The sequence below is a fragment of the Paracoccus pantotrophus genome (assembly GCF_008824185.1).
Taxonomy (GTDB): Bacteria; Pseudomonadota; Alphaproteobacteria; order Rhodobacterales; family Rhodobacteraceae; genus Paracoccus; species Paracoccus pantotrophus.
This window is the reverse complement of the sequence record NZ_CP044425.1, coordinates 211,595-228,821: the sequence shown is the minus strand read 5'-3', so window position 1 is coordinate 228,821 and position 17,227 is coordinate 211,595. Positions and strand designations below refer to the sequence as shown.

The 17,227-nt window shown below is 67.7% G+C and carries 19 protein-coding genes and 1 pseudogene; 4 read left to right on the top strand and 16 right to left on the bottom strand.

Annotation, left to right across the window (positions count from 1 at the left end):
* Positions 1–61: 61 nt before the first annotated feature.
* The 3 genes from ESD82_RS08990 to iolG all read right to left on the bottom strand — a co-directional run bounded on the left by ESD82_RS08990 (position 62) and on the right by iolG (position 2,890).
* Complete coding sequence (locus ESD82_RS08990) at positions 62–988, bottom strand: sugar ABC transporter substrate-binding protein (RefSeq protein WP_024844590.1); 927 nt, start codon at positions 986–988, stop codon at positions 62–64.
* A 74-nt stretch (positions 989–1,062) separates the two neighbouring features.
* The gene (locus ESD82_RS08985) at positions 1,063–1,881 is read right to left on the bottom strand and encodes a sugar phosphate isomerase/epimerase family protein (RefSeq protein ID WP_147429313.1); all 819 of its coding nucleotides are present in this window, start codon (positions 1,879–1,881) and stop codon (positions 1,063–1,065) included.
* Position 1,882: 1 nt separating this feature from the next.
* The gene (gene iolG / locus ESD82_RS08980) at positions 1,883–2,890 is read right to left on the bottom strand and encodes an inositol 2-dehydrogenase (RefSeq protein ID WP_147429314.1); all 1,008 of its coding nucleotides are present in this window, start codon (positions 2,888–2,890) and stop codon (positions 1,883–1,885) included.
* 138 nt (positions 2,891–3,028) lie between these two features.
* Here iolG and ESD82_RS08975 point away from each other — a divergent pair, with 138 nt between their 5' ends.
* On the top strand, positions 3,029–4,048 hold the full coding sequence (locus tag ESD82_RS08975; RefSeq protein ID WP_081750505.1) for a LacI family DNA-binding transcriptional regulator: 1,020 nt from the start codon (positions 3,029–3,031) through the stop codon (positions 4,046–4,048).
* Between the two features lie 240 nt (positions 4,049–4,288).
* On the opposite strand, the gene ESD82_RS08970 is transcribed toward ESD82_RS08975, so the two are convergent.
* The 10 genes and pseudogenes from ESD82_RS08970 to ESD82_RS08925 form a co-directional block, all read right to left on the bottom strand.
* The gene (locus tag ESD82_RS08970) at positions 4,289–4,621 is read right to left on the bottom strand and encodes a hypothetical protein (RefSeq protein ID WP_147429315.1); all 333 of its coding nucleotides are present in this window, start codon (positions 4,619–4,621) and stop codon (positions 4,289–4,291) included.
* Positions 4,622–5,104: 483 nt separating this feature from the next.
* Entirely contained in the window at positions 5,105–5,626 is a 522-nt protein-coding gene (locus ESD82_RS08965; protein WP_147277962.1) for a hypothetical protein, read from the bottom strand.
* A 191-nt stretch (positions 5,627–5,817) separates the two neighbouring features.
* Positions 5,818–6,252: a class I SAM-dependent methyltransferase gene (locus tag ESD82_RS08960; protein ID WP_147429316.1), complete on the bottom strand. Its 435-nt coding sequence runs from the start codon at positions 6,250–6,252 to the stop codon at positions 5,818–5,820.
* Between the two features lie 5 nt (positions 6,253–6,257).
* Positions 6,258–6,665 carry a VOC family protein gene (locus ESD82_RS08955; RefSeq protein ID WP_147429317.1) on the bottom strand — a complete coding sequence of 136 codons (408 nt, stop codon included), beginning with the start codon at positions 6,663–6,665 and terminating at the stop codon, positions 6,258–6,260.
* Between the two features lie 15 nt (positions 6,666–6,680).
* Positions 6,681–7,550 (bottom strand): aminoglycoside 3-N-acetyltransferase, encoded by an 870-nt coding sequence (gene aac(3) / locus ESD82_RS08950; RefSeq protein ID WP_147429318.1) that lies wholly within the window; start codon positions 7,548–7,550, stop codon positions 6,681–6,683.
* 4 nt (positions 7,551–7,554) lie between these two features.
* Positions 7,555–7,962 (bottom strand): cupin domain-containing protein, encoded by a 408-nt coding sequence (locus ESD82_RS08945; RefSeq protein WP_147429319.1) that lies wholly within the window; start codon positions 7,960–7,962, stop codon positions 7,555–7,557.
* Between the two features lie 98 nt (positions 7,963–8,060).
* A pseudogene (locus ESD82_RS22160) lies at positions 8,061–8,168 on the bottom strand (glutamine cyclotransferase); the annotation flags it as partial.
* Positions 8,169–8,191: 23 nt separating this feature from the next.
* A complete protein-coding gene (locus tag ESD82_RS08935; protein WP_147429320.1) occupies positions 8,192–8,680 on the bottom strand; it encodes a VOC family protein in 489 nt (162 codons plus the stop codon).
* A 97-nt stretch (positions 8,681–8,777) separates the two neighbouring features.
* A complete protein-coding gene (locus tag ESD82_RS08930) occupies positions 8,778–9,221 on the bottom strand; it encodes an SRPBCC family protein (RefSeq protein WP_024844579.1) in 444 nt (147 codons plus the stop codon).
* A gap of 10 nt (positions 9,222–9,231) precedes the next feature.
* Positions 9,232–9,858, bottom strand: coding sequence for a TetR/AcrR family transcriptional regulator (locus ESD82_RS08925; protein WP_147429321.1), 627 nt, complete (start codon positions 9,856–9,858; stop codon positions 9,232–9,234).
* Positions 9,859–10,684: 826 nt separating this feature from the next.
* Between ESD82_RS08925 and ESD82_RS08920 the strand changes: the two genes are divergently transcribed.
* Positions 10,685–12,340, top strand: coding sequence for an acyl-CoA synthetase (locus tag ESD82_RS08920; RefSeq protein ID WP_147429322.1), 1,656 nt, complete (start codon positions 10,685–10,687; stop codon positions 12,338–12,340).
* 412 nt (positions 12,341–12,752) lie between these two features.
* Here ESD82_RS08920 and ESD82_RS08915 read toward each other — a convergent pair whose 3' ends face one another.
* From ESD82_RS08915 to ESD82_RS08905, 3 genes are read right to left on the bottom strand one after another with little or no spacing between them, the layout of a single operon-like run.
* Positions 12,753–13,769: an Ldh family oxidoreductase gene (locus ESD82_RS08915; protein WP_143091240.1), complete on the bottom strand. Its 1,017-nt coding sequence runs from the start codon at positions 13,767–13,769 to the stop codon at positions 12,753–12,755.
* Positions 13,770–13,781: 12 nt separating this feature from the next.
* Positions 13,782–14,813 (bottom strand): proline racemase family protein, encoded by a 1,032-nt coding sequence (locus tag ESD82_RS08910; protein ID WP_147429323.1) that lies wholly within the window; start codon positions 14,811–14,813, stop codon positions 13,782–13,784.
* A gap of 56 nt (positions 14,814–14,869) precedes the next feature.
* Complete coding sequence (locus ESD82_RS08905; RefSeq protein ID WP_407672812.1) at positions 14,870–15,736, bottom strand: extracellular solute-binding protein; 867 nt, start codon at positions 15,734–15,736, stop codon at positions 14,870–14,872.
* On the opposite strand from ESD82_RS08905, the gene ESD82_RS22595 reads away from it, so the two are divergent.
* A complete protein-coding gene (locus ESD82_RS22595; RefSeq protein WP_407672811.1) occupies positions 15,668–16,267 on the top strand; it encodes an ABC transporter permease subunit in 600 nt (199 codons plus the stop codon). The two genes, ESD82_RS08905 and ESD82_RS22595, sit on opposite strands and share 69 nt — an antisense overlap.
* A gap of 24 nt (positions 16,268–16,291) precedes the next feature.
* A complete protein-coding gene (dapA, locus tag ESD82_RS08895; protein WP_147429324.1) occupies positions 16,292–17,170 on the top strand; it encodes a 4-hydroxy-tetrahydrodipicolinate synthase in 879 nt (292 codons plus the stop codon).
* Positions 17,171–17,227 lie beyond the last annotated feature (57 nt).

Below are 17,227 nucleotides of genomic sequence, written 5' to 3'. Positions count from 1 at the left end.
CTTCATCGGTTCCGGATGGGGCGGGCACGCGGCAAGGCGCGCCCGCCGGATGCGTGACGGATCAGCGGATGCCCTGCGCCGACAGGTCGATCACCTGCGCCGCCGCGTCCTCGCCCACCAGGTTCGGTCCCGATGGCACGTCGCCCGCCGGGATCAGGCCATAGCTGGCATGCAGCGCCAGGAACGAAACCGGCAGGTAGCCCTGCAGGAACTGCTGCTGGTCGATGGCGAAGGCGGCCTTGCCGTCGGCCACGGCCTGCAGGAAGCCCGCCGACAGGTCGAAGCTGGCGACGCGCACGTCCTCCAGCATCCCCAGCGCCTCGACCGCGGCCACCGAGGGCTCGCCCACCATGCTGGCGCCCAGGGCCAGGACGGTGTCCACCTCGGGATCGGCCTCCAGCGCGGCGCGGACCTTGGACTGCACCTCGGCCGGGTCCATCTGCGTCGGGATCACCGAGACCGGATTGCCGAAGCCTTCCGCGAAACCCTCGCAACGCTGGTCCAGCGAGACGTTGCCGACCTCGTGGTTGACGCAGATGCCCTTCGTGCCGCCCAGCTCGGCCAGCTTCTCGCCCGCCGCCTTGCCGGCGTCGTATTCCGACTGCCCGACATGCAAGAGCACGCCCAGGTCATGGGCCACGTCGCCGCCCGAGTTCATCGAGATCACCGGGATGCCCGCATCCACCGCGCGCTGGATCGACGGCCCCAAGGCATCCGCATCGGGGATCGACACGACCAGCCCGTCGGGCTGCTGGTTCACGGCGGCGTCGATCAGCTGGCTCATCTGGACCATGTCGAAGGTCTCGGGCGCGCGGAAATCGACGTTGGCGCCGGTATCCTCGCCGGCCTTGGCGGCGCCGTTCTTGACCACCGACCAGAACGGGTCGTTGGCCTGGCCATGCGCCACGACGACGATGTTCTGCGCCAGGGCGCCCCCCGCCAGCAACAGCGAAACGGCGGTCGCGGCGGCACCAGTTGCGTATTTCATCTTGTCCTCCCAGTTTTTACAGATCTTGACCGGCTGACCCCTCCGCCAGCCAGCATCCGGCGCAGCTGCCGGATTCAGCTTCCAAGGGCACGCAGCGCCCGGACCGAGCGCAACAGCATGTCCTCCAGAATATCGCGATACCCCTCGCCCTTGTCCGTGCTGAACGGATCGGGGCCGGGGGCGGCGGGCTCGATGATGACCGGGCCGTCATAGCCGATATCATCCAGCGCGCGGATCTGTGCGGCGATGTCGGCATGGCCGTCGCCGATGGCGCCGCGGTTGGAATCCGCGACGTGATAGAGGCCGATGCTGGCGCCTCCCGACCGCAGGGCGGCGGCCGGGCAGGCCTCCTCGATATTCATGTGATAGGCGTCGGGCAGCAGCGACAGGTTGGCCGCGCCGACCCGGTCCAGCAGCGCCAGCCCCTCGGCGACGGTGCGGACCTGATGGCTTTCATAGCGGTTCAGGATCTCGAAGACGACCGGCAGCCCGGCCGCCGCGGCCATGGCGCAGATGCGGCGGGTGCTGTCGGCCAGCAGCGCGTCTTCCCGGGCCTGGGTCGAGACCGGGCGGATCCGCCCCACCAGCCCGTGAACCGAGATGCGCGGCGCGCCATGCCCCAGCTGCCCGGCCCAGCCGACCAGCCTTTCGTAATAGGCCAGTGCCTGTTCGCGGATCGCGGCATCGGGATGCGAGATATCCGCATCGCCCGGCGTGATCGAAAAGATGGTCAGCCCCCGGTCGGCGAAGATGCGCCCGGCCCGGACCGGGTCGATCCCGCCGACATCGCCGTGCAGTTCGACCCCGTCCAGCCCGGCGCGGCTGACCCGCAGGGCGATGGCGGCCAGATCCTCGCCGCCGAAGATCCAGGTGCAGCAACCGGTCCGGCGCATCTCAGGCCCCCAGCATCGCCGGCGTCACCGCCGCCGTCTCGCCGGTCCGGGCCGAACGGGTCGCGGCCTCGGCGCAGGCCAGCGCGGCCACGCCCTCGCGCAGCGTCACCGGCATGTCGGCGCCGGATTTCAGCGCCTCGACGAAGGCGGTCCATTCGTCCTCATAGGCGCGCATGTAGCGTTCCAGGAAGAAATGCACCGGCTTGGCCGAGACGGCGCCTTCGGCGGTGATCTTCTCGACGGTGTTTTCCAGAACGTTCTTTGCCGCCAGCAGGCCCCCGGCCCCCAGCAACTCGATCCGCTGGTCATAGCCATAGCCGGCGCGGCGCGAATTCTTGATGACGGCGATGCGGCCATCCTCCCAAAGCATCGTCACCACGGCGGTATCGACATCGCCCGCCGCGCCGATCTCGGGATCGACCATCGCGCTGCCAGTGGCCGTGATGCGCGCCGGCGGGCCGCCGAAGATCCAGCAGGCCATGTCGAAATCGTGGATCATCATGTCGCGGAACAGCCCGCCCGAGACCTTTACATATTCGAGCGGGGGCGGCGCCGGGTCGAACGAGGTGATCGACAGCAACTCGCCCTTGCCGATCTCTCCGCCGTCAAAGGCGGCCTTCAGCGCGGCGAAGTTCGGATCGAAGCGGCGGTTGAAGCCGATCATCACTGGGCGCCCGGCGTCGTCGGCGGCCTTCAGCGTGGCCAGCGCGCGCTCCAGCGACAGGTCGACCGGCTTTTCGCACAGGACCGCCTTGCCCGCCGCCACCGCCCGCTGGATCAGGTCGGAATGGGTGTCGGTCGAGGTGGCGATCAGCACCGCGTCGATGCCCGTGTCGCCCAGGATCTCATCGACCGTTTTCGCCTCGGCACCGATCCGCGCCGCCAGCGCCTGCGCCGCCTCGGCATGGGCATCCGCCACGGCCACCAGCCGCGAATCCGCATTCGCCGTCATGGATTTCGCATGGACCTGGCCGATCCGGCCAGCCCCCAGCAGGGCAACCCTGAGCATCCTGCACTCCTCCCTCGAATCAGTCGCAGCATCGTCTGTTAGCGCCAGACTGCTTTCGTTTGCTCGCGCGTGCAAGAAAAATATGCACGCGCGAGCAAACTGCTTCCCACCATGGCGGGGCTGGGATAACCTGCGCCCATGCCCATGCCACCCGATCAGGCCGATATCGACGAGACCGTGACCGCCGACGACGTGGCCGCCGCCGCCGGCGTGTCGCGCTGGACCGTGGCGCGCGCCTTCAAGAAGGACGCCTCGATTTCCCGCAAGAGCCGCGAGAAGGTCATGGCCGCGGCCGAGGCGCTGGGTTACGCGCCCGACCTGCTGGCGGCCTCGCTGGCCTCGGACCGCTCGAACCTGGTGGCGATCATCACCAACGACTTTTCCAACCCGCACAAGCTGGTGCTGCTGGAGCGCCTGACCCGGATCCTGTGGTCGAACGGCTGGGCGACGCTGCTGGTCCATATGTCCGACAGCGAGGATGCCTCGGCCGCGCTGCTGGCGGCCAGCCAGCGCCGGGTGGATGCGGCGGTGGTGATCGGCACGCGCTTCGACGACCGGGTGCTGGACACGGCGCTTGGCGCGCGGCGGCTGAAGAAGCTGGTGATCTTCGCCCGCTACAGCCAGAACCCGAACACGCTGACCATCGCCTGCGACGACAGCGTGGCGATGCGCACCATTGCCGCGGAACTGCATGCCAAGGGCTATCGCCGGCCGCTGTTCGTGGCCGGGCCGGACACGCAATCGGCCAAGCTGCATCGCAAGAACAGCTTCGACGCCTGCTGGCGCGAGATGACCGGCGATGGCGTGCCGGTGATCCATGTCGGCGAATACGATTTCAGCGCCGCGTTCGAGGGTGTTCTTGCCGCCATGCGGGGATACGCCTTGGACCGGCGGCCGGACGTGCTGGTCTGCGAAAACGACATCATCGCCATCGGGGCGATGGATGCCCTGCGCTCGCGGCTGGGGCTGCGGGTGCCGCAGGATGTGGGGGTGACGGGCTTTGATGACATTCCGCTGGCGGCCTCGCCCACCTACCAGCTGACCACCTATCGCCAGCCGGTCACCCAGATGACCGAAAAGCTGCTGGAGGTGCTGGAGGGCAAGCGGACCGAAGACGTGCTGCTGCCCGGCAGCTTCATTCCGCGCAGCAGTGCCTGACCATCTCCCGGATGCCTGTCGTTGCCGCCCCCTGCCCGTCGCGCATCGACAGCCGGGGATGCTGCATTTGCGGCCAAGGCGGCCGAAAGGTGCCAGGCGCAACGCGCCGACGGGCATCCGCCGCCCCCTGCCCTATCGCCCGGCTTCCAACCAACCGCCCCCTTCCAGATCGAACGCATGACCGTATCGAAGGCGCTTGGCAGTGATCCGGGTGCAGCTTGTCCAGCGGCTGCTTGACGGTCAGGAGCAGCAGGCTGCCGTGGCGATGGCGGTGCAGCGCGGCCACCACTTCGGCAAGGGGCCGGTCGTCGAAGACCAGTTCGCCCGAACGCCAGGCATGGGCGAGGTGCATGTCGCGCGGCACGGGGGCCGGTATGGCACGGGGGCCGGTATGGCATGGGGCCGGGCATCGACGCCCACGCCCTCGGCCAGCACGACCGGCGCGGCGGGGCCGGCGACCGGCTCGACCCGCGCGCTGTGCTCGGCGACCCACACTTCGACATCGCCGGCTTGCAGATCGGCCGAGGATTGCGTGCCCAGGGCGGCGATGCGGATGCTGCCCGCCTCGACCACGAAAGGGCGGCCTTGCCGCCCTGCGGCGGGGGCAGAAACGCCTTGCTGAATGCCCCCGATGAGGCCGGGGGCCGGCGCGGTCAGAGGATCGCCCAGCTTTTCAGGACGCCAGGCATCCTGCATGGGCCGATGATCGGCATGCGCCCCTGCCGAGCGGATGTTCGCGGACCCTCGCCGCCATGGCCGGGATCACGCGCACCCGCCACCCAGCCCGTCCGGGGCGATGCGCAGCAGCGAATCCGGCGCCCCTTCGCGATAGTCGGGATATTTCTTGTCATGCGGGGCCTTCACCGTCGGGAACGGGGTCCGGCCGTCCTTGCCGGCCTCGGGCTGCTCGGATGCGTCGGCAGCGGCATGCGCGGCTTCACCGCATGGTCCCGCGCGTCGATCACCGCCCGCCCGTCAGGAGAATGACATGCGGTCCCGGTTTCGGCAGATATCGCCTGCAACGCAGACCAGCCGGCGATGTGCCACGATCTTGGCCTATGTCTTCAGCTTCTCCACCGGGGCGTTTTCCCGCCCGGCGCCGGTTTTGCGCCGCTTGTCCAGCATTTCCTGATGCTCGATGATCCGACTCACCGTCTGGTGGCAGGCCGCGTCGGAGGTCCACAGGGGCCGCGCCGCCCGTTCCTCCAGCTTGACCATCGCCACGGACGGCGCAGAAACCTTGCACATGCCGATATGGCCGATCGGCCGGTTCTCAAGCAGGAACATCTCGAGCCAGGCGCCGTTATATGCGTTCTCGAAACCGATCACGGATCGGTCGGGGTCCAAGGCATAGACCGCGATCAGGCCATCCTGCCCCGCCGGGCCTGTCGTCGCGGGGATCAGCGCCTTCGCGATCTCATAGCGCCCCAGCAGCCAGCGCATGACCAGATCCGGCTCATCGCGCAGGGCCGCGGGCAGATCCTCGGCCCTGCCCGAGCGGAACGCGGCAAGCAACGCGGTATCGAGGCAGCGCCACTGGCCGGTCGCCTCGCAATGGAATGTCAGCAGAAAACGCATCGTCAGCATGCCCTTTGTTCTGTTTTCGCTGCCGGCGGGTCGCAAACGCAGGTAGGCATGGCGGGCGGCGCATGCAAGGGGGGGCTGTGACGCAGCGACAACCTGCCCGAGCTGCGGGGCCGGCGATCCGGTCGCGCATTGAAACGCGGAGCGGTTTCCGGATCACCCGGTATCTTGCACAAGCCGAACCGTCACCGTGTTCCCAGCCTGACCTCCTTGAGCGGATGGCCGGCGTCGATGAACAGCCGTCCCGCCGGCTTCAACGCGATCCGCAACCGTTCAAGGGCGCGGCACTCGATCTCCGGGTGGCGCCCGTCCAGCGCCCCGACACGCATCGCAAAGGCGATGTCGAAGGGCTCTTCACCCGGCGGCAATGCGAAATCCTCGATCGCCGCTTGCAGGAACCGCAGGCGGCCGGTGGCGATTTCCGCCTTCGATCCGGCCACCGCGCTTTCGATCGCCTTGGCCGAGCGGTCGATGGCCAGGACGAAGCCGTTCCCGACGCGGCGGGAAACCGCGCGGGCCGCCACGCCCGGACCGCAGCCGATCTCCAGCACCCTCTGGCCCGGCGCCAGCGGCAAGGCGTCGATGAAGGCTGCGATCCGGTGCGAAATCCGCTGGACCATGATGCTCAGCCCTTGTCGGTCACCTTCGGCCACCAGGTGCCGAAGCACCACAGATTGCCCTCGGGATCGCGGCAGATGAATTCGCGGCTGCCATAGTCGCGGTCGGTCAGCCCTTCCTCGATCGCTGCGCCGGCGGCCTGGGCGCGGGCGAACATCGCGTCGGCATCGTCCACGGCGATATAGAGCGACTTGCCGCCCTGCCCCGACGGCTGGCCCACCATCTCGCCATAGGCGTCCTCCCTGTCGTCGCCGCACATGATCATCGACGAGCCGAAGGCCAGTTCGGCATGGGCGACCTTGTCGCCATCCATGTATTTCGCGTGGGTGGTGAAGCCGAAGGCCCTTTCCAGCCATTCGATCATCGCCGCCGCGTCGCGGAAGCGGAAGGTCGGGTAGATGCGCGGAGCTTCCATCAGGCGTTCCTCCTGTCAGATTGGGTCGTCTTGCCCGGTCCGAATGTCTCGGCCGTCTCGGCGTGACCGCGGATGCGGCGCCGATCCGAACTGCCGCTCGAGCCAGCCGACGCCGAAGGCGACGATATCCTGCGCGTCGAACAGATGGCAGCGCGCGGCGCCGACCATGCCCTCGCGGTGCCGGCCCGTCGCGACATAGGCGCGGGCGATGGTCTCGACCGCATCCGGCCGGCCCTCGACCGCAAAGCAATCGAGGATGCCGTTCGAGTCGAAATCCGTGGCCGCTTCCCAGATCGTCCGGCCATCCGGGCCGCGAACCGGCATCTCGTAGCTCACGCGGCGCTTGCCGGGGATGTCGGCGACGGCCTCGGCATAATGCAGCACGGTCACCGCATCGAGCGGCGCCCCCAGCAGCAGGGTCTTGCCGCCAAGGCGGACGAAGCGTTCCAGCGGCGAGCCCTCGCCCAGGGCCTGGCCCAGCCGGTGCGGTTCAACCAGGGCGCCGGCCAGCGGGCCGACCGCGACCATCGAGGCATCCGGGTGAGCGCTGCGCCGGGCACCGGGCAGTTCTGCCAGAAACCGGTTCAGCAGGCCGAAGCCGCGATATGTCCCGGCAGTCCGGGGATCGAAGGCGGGCCAATCGCGGCGCAGATCCTCGTCCATCCGGGCGCCGTTCAGCGTCTCCTCATAGGGCGAGCGGTCCCAGGAGGCATATCCCATCACCGTGCCGCCCGGCCCCATGGCATCCAGCAGCGCCTGGGCAACCCCGGCCGCGCCACCCTCGACCGGGCCGAGCGCCTTCAGCGAGGCGTGGACCATCACCAGGTCGCCCGGCCGCAGGCCAAGCCGCCGAAGATCCGCCGTGATCGAGGCCTTGCCGCGCATCGGCCTAGGGATTGTCCCTGAACCAGTCGGCGATGGCGGGCATGTCGCGCTCGAACCCGCCGGGGATGAAGACGTTCAGCAGACCGACACGCTCGGCGGTGCGGTTCCTGAAGTCATGTGCCACGCCGGCGGGGATGCGCAGGAAGGTCCCTTGCGGCGCGTCCAGCCAGTCCTCCCCGGCCAGGAAGCTGACCGTGCCGGCGATGACGTAGAAGATCTCGTCATTGCCCTCATGCGCATGCGCGCCCGGGCCGTCGGCGCCGGGCTCCAGCCACCATTCCGAGACGCTGTAGCGCGCAGCCGTCTCGCCCTCGTCGGCCTTGAACACCGCCGTCATCCGGCCGAGTTCATAGCGCCGCCCCTTGTCGGGCGGCAGATGCAGGATGCCCTTGCCGGTGTGATCGTCGCTCATCGCTGCCTCCCGGGGTCCGATGGAAAGGACCCCGACAGCATAGCCTGCCGAGGCCCCGCTGTCAGGTTCCTAGCGAGGAGCCCCAATGCCCGGAGGCCCTAAGTCGCGTCCTGATCCGCCTTGCGCAGAACCACCCTCAGCGTGCCGCTGCTGCCGCCGCCGCAGAAGAACCGCGCGCCGCCATCGGACCCCGGACCCGAGACCCCGGCGGCTCTTATCCCCTGCCCCGTCACGCCGTCCCGGCAGAGGCAGCCGCCTCGATCCGGGCGATGTCGATTTTCCGCATCGTCATCATCGCCTCCATCGCGCGCTTGGCCTTGGCGCGGTCGGGGTCGGCCATCAGTTCCATCAGCCGCCTCGGGGTGATCTGCCAGGAATGGCCCCAGCGGTCCTTGCACCAGCCGCAATCGCTTTCCTTGCCGCCGTTTCCGACGATCGCGTTCCAGTAGCGATCGGTTTCTCCTTGGTCTTCGGTCAGCACCATGAAGCTGACCGCCTCGTTCGGCGTGAAAGCCGGGCCGCCGTTGAGGCCGATGAACCTGCGATTGAGGACGGTGAATTCGACGGTCAGCTCGTTGCCCGCCTGGCCGCCGGGATAATCGGACGGGGCAGCGATCACCTGGTCGACATGGCTGTCGGGAAAGGTGGCGGCATAGAATGCGGCCGCCTTTCCGGCCTCGCCATGGTCGAACCACAGGCATGTGACAAGATCGGTCATCTCTGGTCTCCTTTGGTCTGGGGCTTCGCACAGGGTGAACGGGGTCTTCCCTTGCTCGGTTTCCGTTTGCCGCTCTGCCGGCAGCGATCCGCCGCCGCTACTGGTTGATTTCGGGCTGAACCAGGCTCGCAAGCTTGCGCAGGCTTTGCTGCCAGCCCAGGTAGCAGGCCTCGGCCGGGATCAGGTCCGGCACGCCGGCCTGCTCGACGGTCATCTCGGTGCCCACCGACACGGGCTTCAGCGTGACGGTGACCCGCATCTCGCCCGGCAGGTTCGCGTCGTCGAACCTGTCCGTGTAGACCAGCCGCTCGCCGGGAACGAGTTCGACATATTCGCCGCCGAAGGAATGGCTGTCCCCGGTGGTGAAGTTCCGAAAGGACATCCTGTGCTTGCCGCCGACCCTGGCGTCCAGTTCATGGACGGTGCAGAGAAAGCCGAAGGGCGGAAGCCAGCTGGCAATGGCATCCGGTTCGATGAAAGCCCGGTAGATCTTTTCGGGCTTCGCCGCGATGACGCGATGCAGGGTGATGGTGCTGGGCATGTCGGTCTCCTTACCGGTTGGGGTTTTCGCCACCCGCGCCAAACAGCAGCGTCAGGTAGCGGGTCAGGTGGTCCATGCTGTCGGCGGCGACCTGCGGCCCGCCTCTTGCCTTGGCGAGGATGAAGGCGCCCTGCAGCACGGCCTGGATGTGAAGGGCGAGCGATTCTGGCGTCCAGTCGGCCGATAGGGACCGGTCGCGCATCGCCGCCGCGATATCCGCCTCCAGTGTCCGGGCATGGCTGCTGATGCTGCGGTCGCAGGCCTCGCGGATGGCCGGAGCCGTCTCATAGACCTCTTGCAGCATGGTGCCGACGAGGCAGGTGAAATCGGGCACGCCGCCCTGCAGCAAGGTCTTGCGGAAGGCGACATAGCCGATCACGCGGTCAAGCGGATCGGCTTGATCGTGATAGGGCGCCGCGGCGAACAGGGCGCTTGTCACCTCGGACCAATGCTCGGCGGCGGCGACGCCCAGTTCGTCCTTGTTCTTGAAATGATGGAAGAAGGCGCCCTTGGTGACACCGGCGGTGGCGCATAGCTCGTCGACCGTGGTGGCGCAGTAGCCCTTGGCGCGGATCATCGACAGGGCGGCATCGAGCAGCTTGGAACGGGCGCTGGGTTTCGCGATTCGGGCGGGCATGTCACTCTCCTTGGAATCAAGGATACCGACTGGTTGGTATGTAATCAAGGGCGAAGTGGCGCGGCAATGAGGTTGCTCGCTGGCCCCTCGGATCGCGGGCCGGCCGCTGCCGCGACCAATCCCCGATCGCCGGCGCGGGTATGGGGAATGCCCATGCCGTCCAGTTCCGCGGCGCTCGGCCTCGATCTGTTGGCCTCGTGCAGCGACGGTTCGGGATTGGCGTGACCCATGTGCCCGGATGGCTGGCATGCCATCCCGACCGGCCCCGGCCTCTTGCAGGATATACGGCCTGCATCTCTCGCTTTCGCGCGATCCCCGCTGCCGTGCATGGCCATTCGGCATGGTGCGGATCGCCTATCGGCAGGCCCGATCCGGGAACGGCGCGAAAAGCCGTGCCATCCGGCAAGCCTGGCCGCCAGCAGGCCATGGCGATGCGGCGACCCCGGCGTGCCTGATGGTCGAGCCGCTTCCCGGCATGCCGCGTCGCCAGCGCGCCCTGGGCGTCAGGATCTCCACGGTTCTGCTTGCCCAGGCTGGCCGGCCCCCGCATCGATGGCATAGGCGGCACCGCGCGTCGCCGGCGACGGCAAGGCGTTCTGGATCGACCCCGAAGCCCCGTCGCAAGCCTCGCTTTACCGGGGGCGGGATTTATGCGTTCTATTGCGCCTCGGGCCGGCGCTCGCTGCTGGCGGCAGGGGCGCGGGAGACGGGGCCGAAAGCGCGGCCCCCGTGCGGCGGCTTCGGGGAGGGGCGCAGGGCCGGCCGGCGACCAGACGACACGCCGGGTGCCAGGCACCGGGCCAGGCTACGAATTGGGGGGAGAAGCATGACCAAATACGACGAGGGGCTGGAACGGACGGCAGCCAACCACCAGCCGATGACGCCCATCTCTTACCTGCGGCGGGCGGCGCGGACCTTTCCCGATCATCCGGCGCTGATCCATGGCCGCCAGCGCCACGGCTATGCCCGGCTCTGGGCCGATTGCTGCCGGCTGGCCTCGGCGCTGCTGGGCCGGGGGATCGGCCGGGGGGATACCGTCTCGGTCCTGCTGTCGAACACGCCGCCGATGATCCACGCCCATTTCGGCGTGCCGATGGCCGGGGGCGCGGTGCTGCATTCGATCAACACCCGCTCCGATCCGGCGACCGTCGCCTTCCAGCTGGACCATGCGGAAAGCCGCGTGCTGATCGTCGACCGCGAGTTTTCCGCGCTGGCCGCCGAGGCGCTGGCGCTGGCCAGGGTGCGGCCGCTGGTGATCGACTTCGATGACGCCGAATATCCCGACGATGCCCCCCATCCCAAGGGCGAACCCATCGGCCGCCTCGACTATGAGCAGCTTCTGGCCGAGGGCGACCCGGATTTCCCGGGCGCCCTGCCCGGCGACGAATGGGACGCGATCTCGCTGAACTATACCTCGGGGACGACCGGCAATCCCAAGGGCGTCGTCTATCACCATCGCGGCGCGGCGCTGATGGCGTTGAACAATATCATCCATGCCGGGATGGGCCGGCATCCGGTCTATCTGTGGACGCTGCCGATGTTTCACTGCAACGGCTGGTGCTTTCCCTGGACGGTGCCGGTCCAGGCGGGCACGCAGGTCTGCCTGCGCTGGGTCCGGGCGGGCGCGATCTTCGACGCCATCGCCGATCACGGCGTCACGCATCTGTGCGGGGCGCCCATCGTCATGTCCACCCTGCTGAACGCGCCGGCCGACCAGAAGCGCAGCTTTCCGCAGCAGGTGATGTTCAACACCGCCGCCGCCCCGCCGCCCGAGACGGTGCTGCAAGCCATGGCGCAGGCCGGCTTCGGCGTCACCCATCTTTACGGCCTGACCGAGACCTATGGCCCGGCCGTGGTGAACGAATGGAACCCCGGTTGGAACGGGCTGCCGCCCGCCGAGCAGGCGGCGCGCAAGGCCCGGCAGGGCGTGCGCTACCTGTCGCTGGACGAACTGGCGGTGATGGACCCGGAAACCATGCAGCCCGTGGCTGCCGACGGCCGGACGCTGGGCGAGGTGATGTTTCGCGGCAATGTGGTGATGAAGGGCTATCTGAAGAACCCGGACGCGACCGCGGCGGCCTTTGCCGGCGGCTGGTTCCATTCCGGCGACCTGGCGGTGATGCATCCCGACGGCTATATCCAGCTCAAGGACCGCTCCAAGGACATCATCATCTCGGGCGGCGAGAACATCTCCTCGATCGAGATCGAGGAGCAGCTTTACCGCCATCCCGCCGTGGCGCTTTGCGCTGTCGTCGCCATGCCCAGCGAGAAATGGGGCGAGACCCCCTGCGCCTTCGTGGAACTGCGCAAGGGCGGCGAGGAGACCGAGGCCGGGCTGATCGCACATTGCCGGGCGGGCCTTGCGGGCTACAAATGCCCGTCGCGGGTGGTGTTCGGTCCGCTGCCCAAGACCTCGACCGGCAAGGTCCAGAAATTCGCGCTGCGCGCGCGGGCGGTCGAACTGGCGCGCGAAACCGCCTGAAAGGCGGGCAGCGGGCTCTGCTGCTTCTCGCGCCGCATCGGCCTTGCCCGGTCCGGTCGATAACCGCGCGGTCCCGGATGCGGCCGGCGACGTTTTCGGCGGCTGCTCCGGCAAGGATGCGATGCGTCAAGGCGTCCGGCGAGCGCATCGCAGCGCGCGACCCGGACCGCCGCGATCCGGCGCCGTATCGCATCGCGTGCATCGGCTCCATGGGCTCGGCTGCGCGAGGATCGCGCGGCGCAGGGCATCGGCGGGGAAAGGGGCGTGATCGCTCCGCCGCAGGATTGCCGCCCGCCATGCCCGATTGCATGTCACAGCAAGATCGAACCTGGGACGAGGATGACCATGAGCGGCCACCATTGCAGGCTGCACCGGAAAGCCGCATCGGCGCCATCCGGCCGGTTTCCCGGCTTCAGATGAACAATGCCCGGATCGCCGGGGTGATCGGCACGCCTTGCGCAGCCGCCTTGGCGCGGCGCTGGTAGCGGTGGTCTCCGGGCAGTCGCGCCATTCCCATGTCACGCAGCATCTGCACCAGCCCGGCAACGCGCCCGCCGAACCGGTCATTGCCGCCGCGCTGCGGGTCCAGCACGATCAGCAACTGCCCGGTGCGCGGAATCTCGGCCCCCGGCGCCGAGGACATGTCCACCTCATGCGAGAAGGGCCCGCCGGTCAGGGCCGAGGCGAGCAGTTCGACCATCAGGGACAACAGGGCGCCCTTGTGGCCCCCGAACGGCAGGATGCCGCCCTCGTCCAGGATTTCCGCGGGGTCTTCCGTATCCCTTCCCTGCCGACCGATCCCGGTGCCAAGGGGAACGCGCCGCCCTTCGTCCCGCGCGATGCGCAGGTCGCCCTGCGACATGGACGAGGTGGCGAAATCCATCGCGATGGGCATGCCGCCCTCGACCGGCGTGGCGAAGGCAATCGGATTGGTGCCGAAAACCGGCCGGGCAACGCCCCTCGGCATGACGGCCGGCCCTCCGGTCACCATGGTCAGCGCAACCAGCCCGGCATCGGCCCAGGGCTCGACATCGGGCCAGAGCGCGCTGAAATGATGCGAATTGCGCAGCGCGACGATCGCGGCGCCGCTTTCGCCGATCATGGCCCGGATGTCCTCGCACGCGGCCTCAAGGGCCGGCTGGGCGAAGCCGTTCATGGCGTCGATGCGCAGATAGGATGCGCCGACACGAGCGATCTGCGGCTGCGCATGACCGTCCACCCAGCCGCTGCGCAAGGTCGAAAGGTAGCCGGGGATGCGAAACACGCCATGGCTGAAGGTGCCGTCGCGCTCGCACGCCGCGCAGTTCCGGGCAAGGATCGCCGCCACCTCTTCCGAGGCGCCCGCCTCCTCCAGCAGGCTCCGCAGGCGCAGGACCAGCAGGTCGAACGGGACATGCGTGGCATTCGGGTCAAGGGCAAAGGTCATCATGTCATCTCTCGGTCAACCGTCGAACCAGGTGTCGGCAAGCGTAAAGCCCTGGGGATAGGGATCCGTCGGGTCGAGCCCCATCTGGTAAAGGCCGGTGATCCAGGCCTGCCCGGCGATGGCGGGGATCACCGCATCGTATTGCGCAAGCCGGGTCAGCCCGTCGATCTGGCAGGTGAAGCGGCTGCCGGTGATCGATTCGTGGATGAAGGTCTCGCCCGGCTTGATCTCGCCGCGGGCATGCATCAGCGCCAGGCGCGCCGAAGAGCCGGTGCCGCATGGCGAGCGGTCGCAGCGTCCGGGCGAGACGACGACCGTATTGCGCGCCACCAGCCGGCCGTTTTCGCGGCGCAGCGGCCCCATGAACTCGGTATTGGTGATGCCCGGCATGTCGGGGTTTCCGGGATAGGCGACCGGCAATTGCTCGACCGCTGCCGCCTTCAGGCGCTGGCCCAGGTCGCAAAGGTCGCGCGCCTCGTGCGGTTCGATGGCAAAGCCCAGGTCGGCCGCCTCGACCATGGCATAGGTCATGCCGCCATAGGCGACATCCATGCGGACCGAGCCCAGGCCGGCGACCTCGACCATGGCGTCCCGGTGATAGCAAAAGGCGGGCTGGTTGACCAAGCGGACGCTCAGCACCTTGCCGTCCCGGCACTCGCAGCGGAGCCGGATCAGCCCCGCGGGCGCCTCGAGCACCAGTTCGGTCACCGGCTCGACCATGGGCAGAATGCCAGTTTCCAGCAGGACGGTCGCCACGCAGATCGTGTTCGAGCCGGACATGGCCGGATATTCCGTCGTCTCGAGGATGACATATCCCATCGCCGCTTCCGGGTGGTTGGAGGGCAGGATGATGTTGGCATTGTGCCAGACCGCACCGCGCGGCTCGAACAGCACCAGCTTGCGGATCTCGTCCAGGTTGCTTTCAAGCCAGAGCTTCTTGTCGAACATGGTCTGGCCGGGAACCTGCCCGACCCCTCCGGTGATCACCCGGCCGATCTCGCCCTCGCAATGGCTATCGACAACGTTCAGGGTCCGCTTCCAGCGCATGGCTTGGCTCCATCAGTAAGGGCCGCCTCCCCCGGCGGGGAAGGCGGCATTGGGGGTTATTGCCCGGCTTTCACATATTCCTGCCAGCGGGCCAGGAAATCGTCGCGATTGGCGGCTGCCTCGGCCTCGTCGGTCGGGAAAAGCTTCAGGCTGTCCAGCGCCGGCAGGTCGACATGTTCGGACACGTCGATATCCGCGCGGCTCGGGCGGCGGAAGGTGTTTTCCAGCAGGGCGACCTGCATGTCCCTCGACAGCATCACGTCGAACGCACGACGGGCGGCCTCCGGCGCCGGGCCGCCCTTGATCAGGGCCTGGAACTCGGGGGATGTGAAGGTTCCCTCCTCCGGATAAAGCAGCGCAATCTCGGCCTGGCCGCCGGCGACAAAGGCGTAGGCATTCGATTCATAGGTGAAGCCGGCAGCGAATTCGCCCTGCCCCACGCCCCGCAACACCGCGGAAGCCGAGCTGTTTACCACGACATTCGCGGCCAGTTGTTTCAGCGCCTCGGTTCCCATGAGCTTTTCGAAGCCCCAAAGGATCGTGAAGGCCGTCGAACTGTTGTTCGGATCGGCAATCGCGACCTTGCCCTTCCAGGCCGGATCCAGGAAATCCTGCCATTTCGTCGGCGCGGGCAGTTCTCCAAGCTGGTCCGTGTTCACCATCCCCACGACGACATGCAGGTTGGTGGCGGTCCAGGGGCTTTCCGGCCGCTTGAGATCGTCCTGGATTGCCTCGGCCTCGGGCGAGGCATAGGGTTCGAAATATTCCCGGAACCCCGCCAGCGTGTTCTCGCTTGAGTTCCAGAACAAGTCGCCCTGCGGTGCGCTTGCCTCGGCCTCGACCCGGCGCAGCAACTGGCCGCTGCCGCCGGTGATCGTGCTGAGCGACAGTTCGGGCGCCTTTTCGGAAAAGACCTCCGTCACGGCCTCGACCGCCTGCGCGTTGTTCGGGGTATAGATGACGACCTTGCCGCCATCTTGGGCCAAAGCCGGCAGAGGCAGGATTGCCAAGGCACAGGCCATCATGAATCCGCGTCTTTTCATGGTTGTTCCTTCCTGTTGCAAGTTATGTTTGCGGTCCTGCCCGGTTGGGCGATCACCTCCGAGACCTTCCGCGCCTCGCTGCGTTCGGTGGGCCGCGAGCAGATGGATGCCTGCGTGGCGCTTGGCCTGCCGCGTGCGGCGCAGATCGTGAACGTGATCCTGCCCCAGGCGGTGCTGCGGGCCGTGCCGACGCTCTTGTCCAACGCCGTCTCGCTGTTCAAGGAAAGCGCGCTGGTCTCGGCCGTGGGCATGGCCGACCTGATGTTCATCGGCCAGAACATCTCGAACAACACGGCCCGCCCGGTCGAGGTGCTGACCGTGGTTGCCGCGATCTACTTCGTCATCGCCTTCCCCCTGACGCGGGCCGTCACCGTCGTCGAGCAGAAGCTGCTTCGCAAATTCTCTGCATAATTATCTGAAACGAAAGGAAACACCATGAAACTGCAAGGTGTCATGCCCGCCCTTGTCACGCCCTTCGATGCCGCCGGCAAGATCGACTTCGCCGCTTTCGAGAAGCTGCTGACCAACCTGCGCGAAGCCGGCGTCTCGGGCTGGGTGCCCTGCGGCTCTTCGGGCGAATACAACTTCATGTCCGACGAGGAACGCGACAGCGTGCTGAAATTCGTCAAGGACTTCGCCAAGCCGGGCGAGATCCTAATCGCCGGCACCAACGCCCCCTCGACCGCCGGCGTCATCGCCAACACCCTGCGCGCCAAGGAAATGGGCTATGATGCCGTGCTGCTGGCGACGCCCTTCTACACCAAGCCGACGCAGGCCGAGCTGATCAAGCATTTCCAGACGGTGCTGGAAGCCACCGACATGCCCATCGTGCTTTACAGCTACCCGGACAAGGACGGCATCGAGCTGGGCTGGGAGGTGCTGGACGCGCTGGCCGACGATCCGCGCATCATCGGCATCAAGGAAAGCTCGGGCTCGCTGCAGCGCGCCATCGGCATCGCCACCCGCTACAAGGGCCGCATCCAGCTGGTCTCGGGCTCGGACGACATCGCGCTGGACTTCATGTTCTGGGGTGCGGACGCCTGGATCTGCGGGCCGGCGAACTGCATGGCCAAGGCGGTCTGCGACCTGGACCGCACCTATCGCTCGGGCGACCTCGACAAGGCGCGCGCGCAGATGGCGACGCTTTATACCGCGATGAACATCCTGGAATCGGGCAAGTTCGTGCAGAAGCTGAAATACGGCTGCGAGATCCAGGGCATGCCGGTCGGCGAATGCCGCGCCCCCCTCGGGCCGCTGACGGATGAGGAAAAGGCCGATTTCCGCGCCGCCATGGAGCCGATCCTGAACTGGTAAGCCAACCCGGCCGGGCGGCGAACACCGCCCGGCCCACGATCAACGGGAGGAGGACAA